The 16,372-nt window shown below is 39.8% G+C and carries 15 protein-coding genes; 11 read left to right on the forward strand and 4 right to left on the reverse strand.

Annotated elements, in window-relative coordinates; all coding sequences use genetic code 11:
* Nucleotides 1-7: 7 nt before the first annotated feature.
* The 4 genes from moaA to IL356_RS18260 are packed head-to-tail and all read right to left on the reverse strand — an operon-like array spanning nucleotide 8 to nucleotide 2,541.
* Nucleotides 8-991 carry a GTP 3',8-cyclase MoaA gene (gene moaA, locus IL356_RS18245; protein WP_121849530.1) on the reverse strand — a complete coding sequence of 328 codons (984 nt, stop codon included), beginning with the start codon at nucleotides 989-991 and terminating at the stop codon, nucleotides 8-10.
* Nucleotides 992-1,024: 33 nt separating this feature from the next.
* The gene (locus tag IL356_RS18250) at nucleotides 1,025-1,447 is read right to left on the reverse strand and encodes a molybdenum cofactor biosynthesis protein MoaE (protein WP_121849531.1); all 423 of its coding nucleotides are present in this window, start codon (nucleotides 1,445-1,447) and stop codon (nucleotides 1,025-1,027) included.
* Nucleotides 1,447-1,689, reverse strand: coding sequence for a MoaD/ThiS family protein (locus IL356_RS18255; RefSeq protein WP_121849532.1), 243 nt, complete (start codon nucleotides 1,687-1,689; stop codon nucleotides 1,447-1,449). The genes IL356_RS18250 and IL356_RS18255 overlap by 1 nt, the downstream gene beginning before the upstream one ends.
* A gap of 48 nt (nucleotides 1,690-1,737) precedes the next feature.
* The gene (locus tag IL356_RS18260; protein WP_121849533.1) at nucleotides 1,738-2,541 is read right to left on the reverse strand and encodes a DUF6503 family protein; all 804 of its coding nucleotides are present in this window, start codon (nucleotides 2,539-2,541) and stop codon (nucleotides 1,738-1,740) included.
* Between the two features lie 60 nt (nucleotides 2,542-2,601).
* Here IL356_RS18260 and IL356_RS18265 point away from each other — a divergent pair, with 60 nt between their 5' ends.
* The 11 genes from IL356_RS18265 (at nucleotide 2,602) to IL356_RS18315 (ending at nucleotide 16,257) form a co-directional block, all read left to right on the forward strand.
* Nucleotides 2,602-3,411 (forward strand): TrmH family RNA methyltransferase, encoded by an 810-nt coding sequence (locus IL356_RS18265; RefSeq protein WP_121849534.1) that lies wholly within the window; start codon nucleotides 2,602-2,604, stop codon nucleotides 3,409-3,411.
* A 94-nt stretch (nucleotides 3,412-3,505) separates the two neighbouring features.
* The gene (locus IL356_RS18270) at nucleotides 3,506-4,732 is read left to right on the forward strand and encodes a M48 family metallopeptidase (RefSeq protein WP_121849535.1); all 1,227 of its coding nucleotides are present in this window, start codon (nucleotides 3,506-3,508) and stop codon (nucleotides 4,730-4,732) included.
* A gap of 129 nt (nucleotides 4,733-4,861) precedes the next feature.
* Nucleotides 4,862-7,066 (forward strand): RelA/SpoT family protein, encoded by a 2,205-nt coding sequence (locus IL356_RS18275; protein WP_121849536.1) that lies wholly within the window; start codon nucleotides 4,862-4,864, stop codon nucleotides 7,064-7,066.
* Between the two features lie 53 nt (nucleotides 7,067-7,119).
* Nucleotides 7,120-7,575, forward strand: a complete 456-nt coding sequence (locus IL356_RS18280; RefSeq protein ID WP_121849537.1) for a Fur family transcriptional regulator — start codon at nucleotides 7,120-7,122, stop codon at nucleotides 7,573-7,575.
* Between the two features lie 13 nt (nucleotides 7,576-7,588).
* Nucleotides 7,589-8,860 carry an adenylosuccinate synthase gene (locus IL356_RS18285; protein WP_121849538.1) on the forward strand — a complete coding sequence of 424 codons (1,272 nt, stop codon included), beginning with the start codon at nucleotides 7,589-7,591 and terminating at the stop codon, nucleotides 8,858-8,860.
* A 119-nt stretch (nucleotides 8,861-8,979) separates the two neighbouring features.
* Complete coding sequence (locus IL356_RS18290) at nucleotides 8,980-10,731, forward strand: OstA-like protein (protein ID WP_121849539.1); 1,752 nt, start codon at nucleotides 8,980-8,982, stop codon at nucleotides 10,729-10,731.
* A 21-nt stretch (nucleotides 10,732-10,752) separates the two neighbouring features.
* Nucleotides 10,753-11,934, forward strand: coding sequence for an aspartate aminotransferase family protein (locus IL356_RS18295; protein ID WP_121849540.1), 1,182 nt, complete (start codon nucleotides 10,753-10,755; stop codon nucleotides 11,932-11,934).
* A 97-nt stretch (nucleotides 11,935-12,031) separates the two neighbouring features.
* The gene (locus IL356_RS18300; RefSeq protein ID WP_121849541.1) at nucleotides 12,032-13,432 is read left to right on the forward strand and encodes a tetratricopeptide repeat protein; all 1,401 of its coding nucleotides are present in this window, start codon (nucleotides 12,032-12,034) and stop codon (nucleotides 13,430-13,432) included.
* Between the two features lie 141 nt (nucleotides 13,433-13,573).
* A complete protein-coding gene (locus IL356_RS18305) occupies nucleotides 13,574-14,488 on the forward strand; it encodes a DUF368 domain-containing protein (protein WP_121849542.1) in 915 nt (304 codons plus the stop codon).
* A gap of 10 nt (nucleotides 14,489-14,498) precedes the next feature.
* A complete protein-coding gene (locus tag IL356_RS18310) occupies nucleotides 14,499-15,521 on the forward strand; it encodes a DUF368 domain-containing protein (RefSeq protein ID WP_121849543.1) in 1,023 nt (340 codons plus the stop codon).
* Nucleotides 15,514-16,257 (forward strand): shikimate dehydrogenase family protein, encoded by a 744-nt coding sequence (locus IL356_RS18315; protein WP_121849544.1) that lies wholly within the window; start codon nucleotides 15,514-15,516, stop codon nucleotides 16,255-16,257. Before IL356_RS18310 ends, IL356_RS18315 begins: the two co-directional genes overlap by 8 nt.
* The last annotated feature ends 115 nt before the right edge of the window (nucleotides 16,258-16,372 follow it).

Consider the following 16,372-nt stretch of genomic DNA (forward strand, 5'->3'; position numbering starts at 1 on the left):
ACTTTTATTAGCCCCCTATTGAAGTCATACTATTTTCAAAAATACCTTGGTACTTCTGTTGTGCTTCAAAGCCGGTTTTTGCCCTATTACTGATGGCTTCTAGAATTTTTTGTTTCACTTTTTGGTCCGATTTTTCTTGTCGAAAAATATTGCGAATATTCATGCTCGGCTTTGCGTAAAGGCAAGTAATGACATCGCCGGTCGCCGATATTCGAAGTCTGTTGCAAGAACCACAAAAGGTTCTGCTGAACGACGGTATAACACCGAACGAACCTTTGAAACCAGGTATTTTATAATTAATAGATGTAGACGTATCGGGTGATTCAAGCTTATAAAAATCGGGATATTGATTTTTTATGTGCTGCAAAATGGTCTTATAGTCCCACTTTATAGTTTGAAACTTCTTGGATCCCCCATTAAACGGCATTTCTTCTAAAAAACGTACGGAAACATCGTAATGCTTTGTCAGCTCCAACATCGGTAGAATGTCCTCGGTATTCTGTCCTTCTAAAGCAATAAAATTGATTCTCACCTTGAAACCTTCTGAAATCAGTCGTATCAGATTCTCATAGACAACATCATACTGATTACGCCTGGTAATTTTTTCAAATGTTTCGCGGTTAATGGCATCCATACTAACATTCACGTTTTTTATGCCCAACTCACTTAGTTCATCAATATAAGGACCAATGAGGGTGGCATTGGTAGTAACGGAAATCTCGTTTAGCCCTTTGAGAGATGCCAATTTTCGAAATAAGACCATCAAATCTTTCCTCACAAATGGTTCACCACCTGTAATTCTTATTTTATCGACACCTTGAGATACTAGCAATTCACTCAACCTACCCAACTCATCTATGGTAAACAACTTATCGCTCTTGGCAAAGTTGATTCCCTCAGCCGGCATACAGTAGTTACAACGAAGATTACAACGGTCGGTAACCGCTAGTCTTACATAATTTATTCTTCTATTGTGATTGTCTACGAGCATAAAGTTATTCTGGCTATATATTTTTGTTTCCAATTACGGGGTTGAAGATACCCAAACCTCTTTATTCTTGAAGATTTCTTTCTTCCAAATCGGCACGGTATCCTTCAATGTATCGATTAAAAATCGACAGGCTTCAAAACAACCATCTCGATGACCCGATGAAGCCCCAACGACCACTACCGGCTCTTGAACTTCTTTTCTTCCAACGGCATGTCGTATGACCACTTTGTTCAATTGCCACTTTTCACAAGCTTCATCGGCAATTTTGGCCATTTCTTTCAAGGCCATTGCCTTATAAGTCTCAAATTCTAAGGCCACCACTTGTTCGTTTTGGGTAAACTCTCTCACTGAGCCAACAAAAACACAGACACCGCCACTATTGGCGTGCGATAGTTCGTCATAGACCTGCGATACATCTATTTGATCGACAATTTCTATTTTTTTAATATGATTCATTAGCCGCCACTTACAGGAGGTATCAAAGCAATTTCATCACCGCTCACCACAGAAGTATGGTCCTCGGCATACTCACTATTGACTGCCACAGCCAAAGATGACAATTTGCCAAGCTCAGGAAAAGCCTGCCGCATTTTACCCTTAAGCTCTTTAACCGTCAACGGTTTCGGTTCTTTATCATTAAATCTGTAACTGGAACTGCCTACAATATCTTTGGCAATACCAAATAACAGTACCTCCATAATACATTCTTGTTTAAAAGTACAAATTACTTAAAAAAATGCGATTTACTAGGGCTTTAAGACGACTTTGGCATTTTCAGGCTTTTCGTAGAAAGTAGGTATTTTAGGGCTTTCTGCCAAACCAATTTTATGAAAAGTCAATGGGTCTCTTGCCCCTTTTATAGTTCTATCTTCATAATCGTGCCAGGTTATGGTCTTAGGAAGCAGCAACCCCTCAATTTCAACCCAATCGTTATAATGAATCCATTTTACATCTTTTGATTTTTCATTACTTCCGTAAGTGAACGTATACCCCAACCACTTCATCTTGAAAGTTTCAGGATCGTAATGTAAATAGTAATCATCTTTTGAAGAGGCCCCTACCCCATCATCGTAACTTATATGAATACCTGGGTACTCCTTACCTTCATACAACAAAGGCTCAGCAACTTCGTAGTTGATTCCCGGGTCGGCAAACACAAATGGCATGGCATAAAAATAAAACATCAAATTATGGTACACCGCTGCGTTACCCTTATAATCATTGTTTTCATCTTCAAGCCAAATCTCTTTTCCATCAAAACCTAAGGAAAATTTATCGGCAGCAACAACATCTTGACGTGTTTTTAAATCAATGGTATGTGTTTCGGTAATTTCTCCCTTTTCTATCTCAAACGTTAGGGTTCTTTGCTTTTTCCATGCTTTTAAAGAACCATGTGCTTCAAGTACTGAAATAAAATCTGTAGGAAATTCAGATAGAATTACTCCTTCAACTTCAATTGGCAAATCGTTCGATTTAGCAGTTTTTGAAGGTGCTTCTTTACAACTAATTAGAAACACGACAATAATAATCACAGAATAGTAACGGGTCATAAGCAAGTTTTAGGTTATAGCTTATAGTCGTTCGTACAAGCTTTTATTTACATTTGCCTCGTGCAAAATCATAAAGAAATAACAAGTGTTGGTAATGCCTTGGTGAAAAAGGCAGTTCTGCTACGTGAGAAATCTAGGGAAAGAAAAAAAAGTGGTTTTTTTATAATGGAGGGAAAGCGCGAAATACAGCTTGCGCTCAAATCTGATTACCAAATCGACACTTTATTCTATCGGCCAGAGCTATTAGGTGAAATAGAATTAAAAGAACTGACCTCTGTTTCTCAGCACCCACCTAGCCTTATTTCTGTGAGCGAGGAGGTCTATAAAAAAATAGCATATCGGGAAACAACCGAAGGAATTATCGCTTTAGTGAGACACAAGAACCACACCCTTGAAGGTTTTTCGATAAAGAATGAAAACCCACTTATCTTGGTAGCCGAAGCCCCTGAAAAACCAGGAAATATAGGGGCTCTATTACGAACTGCCGACGCAGCCAATTTAGACGGGGTAATCATTGCCAACCCTAAGACCGACATTTATAATCCTAATATTATTCGCTCAAGTGTGGGTTGTGTTTTTTCCAATCAAATTGCCATGGGGTCTACCACCGAAATAATCGATTTTTTAAAACAGAAGAAAATAGATATTTACTGCGCGGCTTTAACTGCATCCATCAACTATTCAACAGCCGACTTTACGAAATCTGCTGCGATCGTGGTCGGCACAGAAGCTACCGGACTATCGACAGAATGGTTAGAAAACTCCAGTCAAAACATAATCATACCCATGCAAGGCGAAATAGACTCAATGAATGTGTCTGTATCGGCAGGTATTCTTATCTTTGAAGCGAAAAGACAACGAGGTTTTTAAACGAAACGGACTAAAAAGTCGTTATAAAAATCTGTCAAGGCAAAACTCTAAAGTCTTGACCCCTTAAAAGAACCAAACCGCAAAACATCAGAAAGTGAATATACTATTCTACGTCATTATTGCCATACTGGTGTTTCAGTTTGTTCTTGAGACTACGCTAGACTATCTAAATGCCCGTCATTACAGCGACCCCATACCTGATGATTTGGGTGATGTCTTTGACGAGAAAGAATATTTGAAATCTCAAGACTATAAAAAGACCAATTATAAGTTCGGCTTGTTCACTTCTAGTTTTTCGTTACTGCTCACCTTAGGTTTTCTTAGTTTCGGCGGATTTGAAATGGTCGATCAATATGTTCGAAGCATTACAGAAGAGCCCATTTTCATGGCCTTGCTATTCTTCGGCATTATTATGATCGGAAATGACCTCATTACCTTGCCATTTTCGTATTATTCAACCTTTATAATCGAAGAACGTTTCGGGTTCAATAAAACATCTAAAAAACTTTTCTTCTTTGATAAGCTGAAAGGATGGTTGATGCTGGCACTATTTGGTGGTGGTATTTTAGCCTCTATCATTCTATTTTTCGAGTTGGCAGGCCCTAATTTCTGGATTTATGCCTGGGCTATTGTAGCCACTTTCACCATTTTTATGAACTTGTTCTATAGCAAGTTGATTGTACCTATTTTCAACAAACAAACGCCCTTGGAACAAGGCAGCCTAAAAAATAAAATTGAAGGTTTTGCGCAAAATGTCGGTTTTGAGCTGCAAAATATCTTTGTTATAGATGGCTCTAAACGGTCAACCAAGGCCAATGCTTATTTCTCTGGTTTCGGAAGGGAGAAGCGAGTAACCTTGTACGACACCCTAATCAACGATTTAGAAGAAGAGGAGATTGTAGCCGTACTTGCACATGAGGTAGGGCATTACAAGAAAAACCATATCATTTTTAACCTTACCGCTTCGCTGGTATTAACGGCGGCTACCTTATTCATTCTCTCTTTGTTTATCAATAACCCTGAGGTTTCTTATGCCATAGGTGTTACCAACCCAAGTTTTCATGCAGCATTAATTGGGTTTGCCATTTTGTACAGTCCGATTTCTGAAATTACAGGACTCATTATGAATCACCTGTCCAGAAAGTTTGAATACCAGGCAGATGATTATGCTAAATCTACATATGCCGCTCTGCCATTGATCAGTTCTCTAAAGAAACTATCGAAAAACAGCCTGAGCAACCTTACCCCGCACCCGGCATATGTATTTATGCATTATTCGCATCCGCCTTTAAGCAAGCGTATTGCCAATCTCAAGAAATAAGGTTTTAAAAATACTTTCTCACAAGACTTACTAAAATCACCGAACTATAACGTTTGATAAGTGTTTCGGCCGATTCAAGGGCATAATTTTTGTTGTGTAACTATATAGATTATCCTATTTTTATTTTATATGACGGAGGCAGCTTTAGAACTAGAAAACAAAGAAATTGCAAAGCAATACAAAGAATTGCTTCGCATAAGCTATCAACATCTTACCGATGATGACAAGACCCTTATTCGCTCAGCTTTTGAGGTAGCATTGGATGCCCATAAGGATCAGCGAAGAAAATCAGGAGAAGCCTATGTATTTCATCCTATAGCAGTTGCCAAGATAGTTGCCTCTGAAATCGGTCTTGATGCGGTGGCTATTGCCTCGGCTCTTCTTCACGACGTGGTGGAAGATTCAGAATATACTCTTGACGACATGGAGCGCATGTTCGGAGAAACCATTGCCCGCATTGTTGACGGACTTACTAAGATTGCCCACCTGAAAAAGGATATGAGCACCTCACAGCAAGCGGAAAACTTTCGCAAAATGTTGCTCACCCTTCATGATGACGTCAGGGTAATTTTAATCAAGATTGCCGATCGATACCATAATATGCTTACTATGGATTCGATGCCCGAGCACAAGCAAGTTCAAATGGCATCGGAAACTTTGTATATATATGCTCCACTAGCCCATAGAATCGGGCTTTACAATATTAAAACCGACCTCGAAGATTTAAGTCTCAAGTATACTGAGCCGGAAGTCTACAGAGACATTAAGGAAAAAATTGAAGATTCTAAAGAAGAGCAACAAGCCTACATTGATGCCTTCTCGGCCACTATAGACAAATCTTTAAAAGAAGAAGGACTCAATTATTACATTAAAGGCAGGATGAAATCTATCTTCTCTATCAGAAGAAAGATGAAGGCCCAAAATGTGTCTTTTGACGAAATTTACGATAAGTTCGCTATTAGAATTATTTATAAGTCGGACAGGCAGAACGAAAAGTTCTTGGCCTGGAAAATTTATTCTATAGTAACCGACCATTTCACCCCTAACCCAGTTCGATTACGCGACTGGATATCCTCCCCCAAATCGACCGGCTATGAAGCCCTGCACATTACCGTTATGGGCCCAAAAGGTAGATGGGTAGAAGTTCAGATTCGAAGTGAGCGTATGCATGAAATTGCAGAAAAGGGGTATGCGGCTCACTTCAAGTACAAGCATGGTGAACAAAAAGAACAAGGCATTGAGATGTGGCTCAACAGACTTCAAGAAGCTTTGGAAAACGCCAATTCGAATGCCGTAGATTTTGTTGAAGAGTTCAAATTGAACCTATATTCCAAAGAAATTTTCGTCTTCACCCCTAAAGGAGATTTGAAATCGCTTCCCAAAGGGGCCACTCCACTAGACTTTGCCTTTCATATTCACACCGAGGTGGGTATGCGCACCAGAGGTGCCAAGGTAAACGGCAAATTGGTTCCTTTAAACACCACATTACACAGTGGGGATCAGGTTGAGATTATCACTTCCGACCAAGCAAAACCGAATCAAAACTGGCTTGATTATGCCACTACCGCCCGTGCAAGGGCAAAAATCAAATCTTCATTAAGGGAAGAGAAAAAGGTTGTCGCAGATGAAGGAAAAGAAATTTTGCGCCGAAAGCTACGTTCGCAAAAAGTTACGTTGAACGAAGACTCCATCAACAAAATGGTCATCTACTTTAAGCTAAAAACCAGCTTAGATCTTTTTTACAGAGTCGGTATTGGGGCTATCGACAATCAAATGATCAAAGATTTTGTGTCGTCTTACAGTAATGCTTTTATCAGCTTCTTTAAGAATAAAATTCGAAGAACCCCTGTTCCTGAAAGCATTGATAGAGAAGAAATCACTTCAAAGTTCGATGTACTGGTTTTTGGTAAGGAAGAGGAAAAACTCGAGTATACCCTTTCTAAATGTTGCAACCCCATTCCAGGTGATGAAGTATTTGGTTTTGTGACCGTTAACGAAGGCATAAAAGTGCATAAAAAAGCCTGCCCCAACGCGATACAATTACAATCGAATTATGCGTATCGTATCATCACTGCCAAGTGGATCGACTCTACACAAGAAGAATTTCAGAGTGAAATCAAACTTACAGGTATCGACAATCTTGGTCTCGTAAATGAGATAACCGAAGTCATTTCAGACGATATGCATGTAAACATGCGCAATTTAAATTTCAGTACCGATGGTGGCACCTTCACAGGCCGTATCACTGTAGTGGTAAAGAATAACGGCATTCTCAAAAAGTTGATTGAAAACCTCAAGCGCATCAACGGAATAGATAAAGTAACCCGTTTGTAGATTTGAATTAAAATATAACTGTACATTTGCAAATTGTAGTACGTACTCTTGTTATGGCAGAAAATAAAAACCAAGAAATAGTCAAAAACGTATTTACCACCTTTCTAGAGGATAACGGGCATCGAAAAACACCCGAGCGTTACGCTATTTTACAGGAAATATATGATAGTGAAGAGCATTTCGATATAGAATCGCTTTACATTAACATGAAAAATAAGAACTATAGGGTAAGCCGGGCAACCCTATACAATACCATTGAATTGCTTTTAGAATGCAAACTTGTTCGCAAGCACCAATTTGGTAAGAGCCAGGCACAATACGAAAAGTCATATTTCGACCGCCAACACGATCACGTAATACTTACCGATACAGGTGAGGTCGTAGAATTCTGCGACCCTCGTATTCAATCTATAAAAAAGACCATAGAAGAGGTTTTTGATATCAAGATCAGTAACCACTCTCTTTATTTCTATGGCACCAGAAATAAAAACGAAAACACCAACAGCTAAGCGAAAATTTTAAATGGCAGTAGATTTATTGTTAGGATTACAGTGGGGAGACGAAGGAAAAGGAAAAATCGTCGATGTACTGACCAAAAACTATGATATAATTGCCAGATTTCAAGGAGGTCCGAATGCTGGGCACACCTTGGAATTTGATGGCATTAAACACGTACTTCATACCATTCCTTCAGGTATATTTCACAAAAATGCCATTAATATAGTTGGCAATGGGGTGGTAATAGATCCTGTTATTTTCAAAAAAGAGTTAGAAGCCCTTGAGCAGTTTAAAATCGATATAAAATCGAAATTGCTCATTTCCCGTAAGGCACATTTAATTTTACCTACCCATCGTTTGCTCGATGCTGCTTCTGAAACTTCTAAAGGTAAGGCCAAAATAGGCTCGACCCTTAAGGGTATCGGCCCCACCTATATGGATAAAACAGGTCGTAACGGCATGAGAATAGGTGATCTTGAGATGAGCGATTGGAAAGAAAAATACCGTGCCCTTGCCGACAAGCACGAAGCTATGATCGACTACTACAATGTTGATATAGAATATGACTTGGCCGAGTTGGAAAACGAATTCTTCAAATCAGTAGAAGCACTAAAAAAACTCACCTTTATCGATAGTGAAGAATATCTGTTTCAGGCTCAAAGGTCAGGTAAGAAAATTTTGGCCGAAGGCGCGCAAGGATCACTTCTTGATATCGATTTTGGCACCTACCCTTTCGTAACTTCCAGTAATACCACCGCCGCTGGTGCTTGTACTGGTTTAGGCGTTGCACCGAACCAAATCGGTGAGGTGAAAGGTATCTTTAAAGCATATACAACACGTGTGGGTAGCGGACCGTTTCCTACCGAGTTATTCGACGAAGATGGTGAAACCATGGGAAGAGTCGGCAACGAGTTTGGCGCTACTACGGGTAGACCAAGACGCTGTGGCTGGCTTGATATTGTAGCTTTGAAATATGCCGTTCAAGTTAACGGTGTTACAGAGCTTATGATGATGAAGGCTGATGTTCTTAGCGGATTCGAAACCATTAAAATATGTACGGCATACAACTATAAAGGTGAAAAAATCACTCACCTACCATACAATATTGAAGCCGAAAACGTTACCCCGATTTACAGCGAGATGAAGGGTTGGAAAGAAGATTTAACTAAAATGTCGAAAGCCGACGAGCTGCCAAAAGAGCTTGCTGCTTATATAGAATTTTTAGAAAAAGAGCTTGAAGTGCCTATAAAGATCGTATCGGTCGGTCCTGACCGTACTCAAACGATTTTAAGATAATCTTGGGTTTAGCAAAGAAGGTTTAGGTGCCTAGACTGCTATAGGTACTTGCTAAATCTTTGCTAAACTCTATTCCATAGACCACAAAAAGACTATTTTTGGACAAAATCTAATAGGAATTGAATCTAATTTCCCGCATTCTAATTTTCCTAGCGTGTTCTACCATTTGTTATGCACAGGGGCAAAACCAAAGTGCTGACACCGTTCAAAACAAGCAGATCAATATCGTCTACGGGGCCAACTTTACGAAGAACGAGGCGCAGTTTCCGGGTGCTTCGATTTTCAGTAAAGATACCCGACAAGTTCAGTTTGAGCACCAAGGGGCTGATCTCTGGTGCGACATAGCCATTTACTATCAAAAGGAAAATAGGCTTAGGGCTCTAGGAAACGTTCGCTTGCAACAAGGAGACTCCATCGAACTTACTAGTGGAAAAATAAATTACGATGGCGAGACCAAATTGGCAAAAGCCTACGAAGATGTTCTTCTAAGAGCTGATCAGCAGACAGGTCAAATGACGCTTCGTACAGACACCCTTTATTTTGATAGAGAGAATCAAGAATCGTATTATAACAGTTCGGGTACGATTGTAGATTCGACCAACACACTCACCAGTGAAATAGGGCGCTATTTTATGGAACTGAAGAAATATCAGTTTCTAGATAGTGTACATATCCAAAATCCGCAATATACCTTAGATTCTGAACGCTTAGATTACTACACGACCTCAAAGAACGCCTACATGTACGGTGCTTCGACTATCACAGGGGAAAGCTATAAAATTTACTGTGAACGAGGTTTTTACGACACTAAAATAGAGAGTGGTTACGGAATTAAAAACACCAGAATCGACTACAACAATAGAATAATCGAAGGTGATAGTGTCTTTTTTGACAAAGCGACCGAATTTGCTTCCGCGACTAATAATATAGTGGTGACCGATACGGTAAACGACGGTGTTATAAAAGCGCATTATGCAGAAATTTATAAGGCAAAAGACTCCGTTTTCGCCACGAAAAGAGCTGTCTCTATAAGTTTGGTAGAGCAAGATTCCCTTTATATGCACGGCGATACCTTAATGGTTACCGGAAAGCCAAAAAATAGAATTTCACGCGCTTTTCATAATGCCAAATTCTATAAAACCGATTTGAGCGGCAAATGTGACTCCCTTCACTTCTCCGAAAAAACCGGAATTACCCAACTAATAAGAAATCCGGTACTATGGAATGGCGAAAACCAAATGACCGGTGATAGTATTCATTTGATATCAAACTTGAAAACCGAAAAACTCGATTCTTTAAAGGTAATCAACAATGCCTTCATCGTATCGCTTGATAGTATCAGTAAAACAGGTTACAATCAGGCAAAGGGCAAAGATCTTTTTGGTAAATTCATCGATAACGAATTGAAAATTATTGACCTCATAAAGAACACAGAAGTCATCTATTACATGTACAATGATGATGACGAGCTCATTGGTATCGATAAAACGATTTGTAGTAAAATTCGAATTACGATGGCCAATAACGATGTGGAAGACCTTACCTTTTATACCGATCCTGATGGTGATATATTTCCAGACAAAGAGCTTCCTTTTGAAAGTAGAAAACTAAAAGGCTTTGTTTGGCGGGGAGATGAGAGAATATTAAAAATGGAAGATATTTTTGATGAGGACGACAATAATTTAGAGCTGGTCGTTATCAATGGTCTCGACAACCCAATCGATATTGATGCATTGGAGGCCGAACGTGATCAAAATTCGAACGACCCCGTAAATGGCATCCCTCCGACCAAAAACGTTCCTATCAATACCAAGGTTTCCGACAGACCAAAACAAATTAAGGTTACCTCCGACCCGAACCAATTCCAATAATTCATTAGAAAATTAGCGGCCATGACAGATGATTTCTTAAAATATCAGGCCCAAACCTCTCCTCACCCTCTGGCAATGGAGGTGGAAAAGGCTGAAGGCAGTTATATCTATGACACCGGCGGTAAAGCCCATCTTGATTTTGTAGCAGGGGTTTCTGCGTGTACTTTAGGCCATTGCCACCCCGAAGTGGTTTCTGCCATTAAAGACCAGACGGAAAAATACATGCACGTGATGGTGTATGGCGAATATGCCCAAGCACCCGCAGTTGAATACACTAAATTATTGGCCTCGGTTCTACCAGCAGGCCTGGATACTACCTATTTGGTCAATTCGGGCACCGAAGCAGTCGAAGGCGCTTTAAAATTGGCGAGAAGGGCTACAGGAAGAAGCCAGTTGATAGCCGCCAAAAATGCCTACCATGGCAACACCATGGGCAGTTTGAGCGTATTAGGCAATAAAGAAAGAAAAGGACCTTTTAGACCCTTGCTTCCCGATGTGCACTTCATCAGGTTTAATTCTGTTGATGATGTAGAGAATATAACCCACCAAACAGCGGCCGTAATTTTAGAGACTATTCAAGGAGGGGCCGGATTTATTCTTCCGGAGAAAAATTACCTCCAAGAAGTTCGTAAGCGATGTGATGAGACGGGTACACTACTGATTCTTGATGAGATTCAACCAGGTTTCGGCAGAACAGGTAAATTGTTTGCTTTTGAACACTATAATATTGTTCCTGATATTCTGGTTATCGGTAAAGGCATGGCTTCAGGTCTTCCAGTAGGTGCTTTTGTTGCCTCCAATGCCCTAATGGCCCATTTACAACATAGCCCAAAATTAGGTCATATTACCACCTTTGGTGGAAACCCTGTAATTGCTGCGGCTTCGTTGGCCACCTTAAAAAAATTGGTTCAATCAGATATTATGAAACAAATCTCAAAGAAAGAGGCCTTGTTTCGAAGGTACCTTCGACACCCTCTTATTGAGGAAATTAGAGGTACTGGATTGATGCTTGCCCCCATACTAAAATCGGCTGAATTGGCTAACCATGTAATTTTGACATGCGCCCAAAAGGGACTGATTCTCTTTTGGTTACAGTTCGAACCGAGGGCCTTACGAATCTCGCCACCCCTGACCATGTCAGAACATGAAATAGAAATCGGATGTGGCACAATACTTGAAGTTTTAAATGCATATGAGCAATAAGCTGTTAACTAATTTGTTAATAATATAGGCTCCAACGGAAAAAAAAGTGCCTTTCAAAAGGTTACTTTTAATTCCATAGTTTAACCAAAACGTTCTTATGGCGTTAGAATCTAACGAAAGGCCAGACCAATCCATCGCCAAGTTTGAATCAATGCTCAAGACTGACGATGTTTATTTCTTCGATGCCGAAGATTTTGAGGATATCATCCATCACTATCTGAACAACGGCAAGATTACCTTGGCCAAAAAAGCAATTAGAATTGGGCTTCAACAGCACCCGGGTTCCATTGAACTAAAGCTACTCGATGTAGAGGTTCTTGTTTTTGAGAACCATCTCGACCAAGCCGAGCAGTATCTCGATGAGCTTCAATTACTGGATAGCAGCAATGAAGAAATCTTTATTCAGCGGGCCAATATTTTCTCTAAAAAAGACAATCATGAGGCCGCTGTCGAGTTTCTGAACAAAGCTCTAGACCTTACCGATAATAGCTTTGATATTTATTCCCTTTTAGGAATGGAGTATCTCTTTATGGACGATTACAAGCTGGCCAAAGAGAGTTTTATGCGCTGTGTAGATTTCGATGAGCAAGATTATTCATCGCTTTACAATGTAATCTACTGCTTTGAGTTTTTAGAAGATCATGATGGTGCCATTGTTTATCTGAACGACTATTTAGAGCGCAATCCGTATTGCGAGGTCGCTTGGCATCAATTGGGTAAGCAATACATTGCCAAAAATATGCTTTCGGAGGCATTGACCGCCTTTGATTTTGCTATCATTTCCGATGACACTTTTATCGGCGCCTATTTTGAAAAGGGAAAGGTTCTTGAAAAACTGGGCAAGTACAATGAGGCTATAGAGAACTACGAGACAACCATTCAAATGGAAGACCCGACCTCTCATGCCTACCTAAGAATTGGTAAATGCTATGAGCGATTGGAGAACGATGAAATGGCCAAGTACTACTATTATCACACGGTACATGAAGACCCTCTTCTAGATAAGGGTTGGTTGGCGATTACCGATTTCTACTATAGACGTAAAAACTACAAAAAGGCACTATTCTATGTGAATAAGGCCTTGAATATCGATGGTGAAAATCCGCAATATTGGAAAAAATGTGCCATGATCAATTTTGCTCTTGAGCGCTACGATCAAGCCGATTTTTCTTATAAGCAGGCCGTAGACCTTGGCAATTATGAATTGGGCACATGGCTCGATTGGGCAGAGGTCATTAAAAGAAATGATGATTTACCAGGGGCCATTCATGTATTATCACAGGGACAAGAATTCTATCCGGATAACGCTGAACTAAAGTATAAAACAGCGGGATGCTACCTTGACATGAACGATACCATCAATGCTCGAATTTGTTTAATTGATGCATTAAATCTAGATTTTAAAAAACTAGATGCATTCAAACAAGAATATCCACAATATGCGGCCACCGACTGGTTGCGTGGTATCGTGGCCAAAATCGAGAAATCGCTAAGGTAAATCTCTCTTTTCGAGGTTAATATCAGATTTGATTATCTGTGGTTCAATTTTCTACCTTGGTTTCGACCGGCACGCTTTGCCTTATTTTAATCACGATACCATTTTAAAAAGGTTATTTTTGTTTTCGCTCAATTAATTTCAATGGAGAACAGAAACTTATTTCAATACTTTTTAGTCACATTAAAAGGCATGGCCATGGGTGCTGCCGACGTTGTGCCTGGTGTTTCAGGTGGTACAATTGCGTTTATTTCCGGTATTTATGAAGAGTTGATTACTTCAATAAACAATGTAAACCTATCATTGATCAAAACGTTGAAAGAAAACGGCTTCAAGTCTGCATGGCAACAGCTGAACGGTAATTTTCTAGTTGCCCTTTTTATCGGAATAGGCATCAGTGTTCTGTCATTGGCTAAATTGGTGAGTTGGCTTCTTGAGAACAAGCCTATTCTTATTTGGTCATTCTTTTTTGGTTTGGTCATCGCCAGTATTTTATTGGTAGGTAAAGAGGTAAAGAAATGGAACGTGGCCACAGTAATCGCCTTGATTATAGGTGCCGCAACCGCCTACTACATTACTACTCTGCCCCCTTCAGGTAGTGTAGACAGTCTCCCGTTTTTGTTTCTTTCGGGCGCACTTGCCATCTGTGCCATGATTTTACCCGGAATTTCAGGGGCGTTTATATTAGTTCTACTCGGTTCTTACAAAACCATTATCGACGCCCTGCACAATATGGATTTCAAGATAATAGCAGTGGTCGGAGCTGGCGCTATCTTTGGTATTTTGAGTTTTGCACGTCTTTTGAAATGGATGTTTACCCATTACAAAAATTTGACCTTGGCGCTATTGACCGGCTTTATTATCGGTTCTCTGAACAAAATTTGGCCTTGGAAACGCGTTTTGGAAACCCGTACAATTGGCGAAAAAATAATTACCATCGACGAGAACGTTTCACCATTCAATTTTGCAGGCGACAACCAATTAGTAATTGCAATAGTTGCTGCGTTGGTCGGATTTGGTCTTATTTTTATCTTAGAGCGCATCGCAGCAAAAAAATAAGAGCACTTACATGTACGAACCCCGGTCATTTTTAGACAAGCTCTTTTTGGTCATTAAAGGCCTGTGCATGGGGGCTGCCAATAAGGTTCCCGGTGTATCGGGTGGCATTGTAGCCTTTGTGGCCGGCTTTTACGAAGAGTTTATCTATTCCCTTCAAAAAATCAATACCAAGGCTTTTAAGCTACTTTTCAATGGTAGGTTTAAAAGTTTCTATCGGTATGTAAACGGCCCTTTTCTTTCTCTACTTCTTTTTGGTATGCTGGTCAGCTATTTCAGCATTTCGAAGTTGTTGGATTATTTTTTGGAACAAAAAGAACTGTACGTTTGGGCTGCTTTCTTCGGAATGATTTTGGGGTCTATTTATTACATCTCAAAAGATTTTGAACATTGGAACCGAACCACGATAACCTCGGGAATTATCGGTCTTATTATAGGAATCTCCATTAGTTTTCTGAGTCCAGCAAAAGAGAACGACAACCTATTTTTCATCTTTTTATGTGGCATGATCAGTGTTTCGGGTATGACCCTGCCGGGGCTCTCAGGATCTTTTATCCTCATTCTTCTAGGAAATTATGTATTGTTGCTGGTCGATTCGGTCAACGCATTGTATGACACTTTTGCCGAAATACTCAGAGGTGATTTTAGTTTCGTCGATAATGGTGAACGTCTAGATACCTTAGTTATATTGGCAGTTTTCACGGTAGGTTCAGCTACTGGTTTGGTGAGCCTATCCCATTTGTTGAGTTATGTTCTAAAGCACTTTAAACATATTACCACGGCGGTAATTATTGGTTTTATTACGGGGTCTTTAGGAGTGGTATGGCCATGGAAAAAAACTATTATAAAAACGGACAGTGAGGGAAATGCCATCTTAGATTCTAACGGCAAACAGATCATAGTCAACTACGAACGTTACCTGCCCGATTGGGGCAGTTATGAAACGTGGTGGGCCCTTTTTTTCGTAATTGTGGGTGTAGTTATATTGCTTTCTTTGGATTGGTACGGAAAAAACAGAAAAAAGAATAATGATTGATAGCAAAAAAAGGTTTGGCCTTGTCGGAAGAAATATTTCTTACTCTTTTTCTAGAGGATATTTCAAGAAAAAGTTCGAAACCCTGCAACTGGAAAATCACTCGTATGAGAATTTTGACCTTCAAGAGGCTGATCAGTTTCCTGATATGCTCAAAAACAATAAGGATTTAAAGGGTTTAAACGTAACCATACCCTACAAACAAGATGTTATTGAATTTTTGGATAGTCTAAGTCCTCAGGCAAGTGAAATTGGTGCAGTCAACACTATTCAATTTACGCCTTCGGGTCTTGTAGGGCACAATACAGATGCCTATGGCTTTCAAAAATCACTAGAACCCCATTTAAAGGCTCACCATACCAAAGCTCTCATTCTAGGCACTGGGGGCGCATCTAAGGCCATTGCCTACGTATTGAAAGAACTAAAAATAGAGTTTAAAATCGTTTCAAGAAGTCCTCTAGAGAATCAGTTGAATTATAATGATCTTGACGAAAAAACGATTAAAGAGCACACGCTGATTACCAACTGTACCCCACTTGGCACGCATCCCAATATAGAATTTAAACCTAATATACCGTATAAGTTTATTGGTAAAGACCATTTACTTTTTGACCTGATTTACAATCCTAATAAGACCGCATTTCTTAAAGAGGGTGAATCAAGAGGTGCTCAAATCTGTAATGGATTGAGAATGCTTGAATTGCAAGCTGACAGGGCTTGGGAAATATGGAATATGTAATGTCATTTCTTAACAACCGGAATCTATTTTGATATAATCAAGATTTTCTGGCTTCACTAGCTTCTAAGAGTGAATTTAATTGACGCCCCGACCCGATTGCTGTGGTTTCTTAAAA

Origin of the sequence: Euzebyella marina, assembly GCF_014855515.1 — a bacterium.
Taxonomy (GTDB): Bacteria; Bacteroidota; Bacteroidia; order Flavobacteriales; family Flavobacteriaceae; genus Euzebyella; species Euzebyella marina.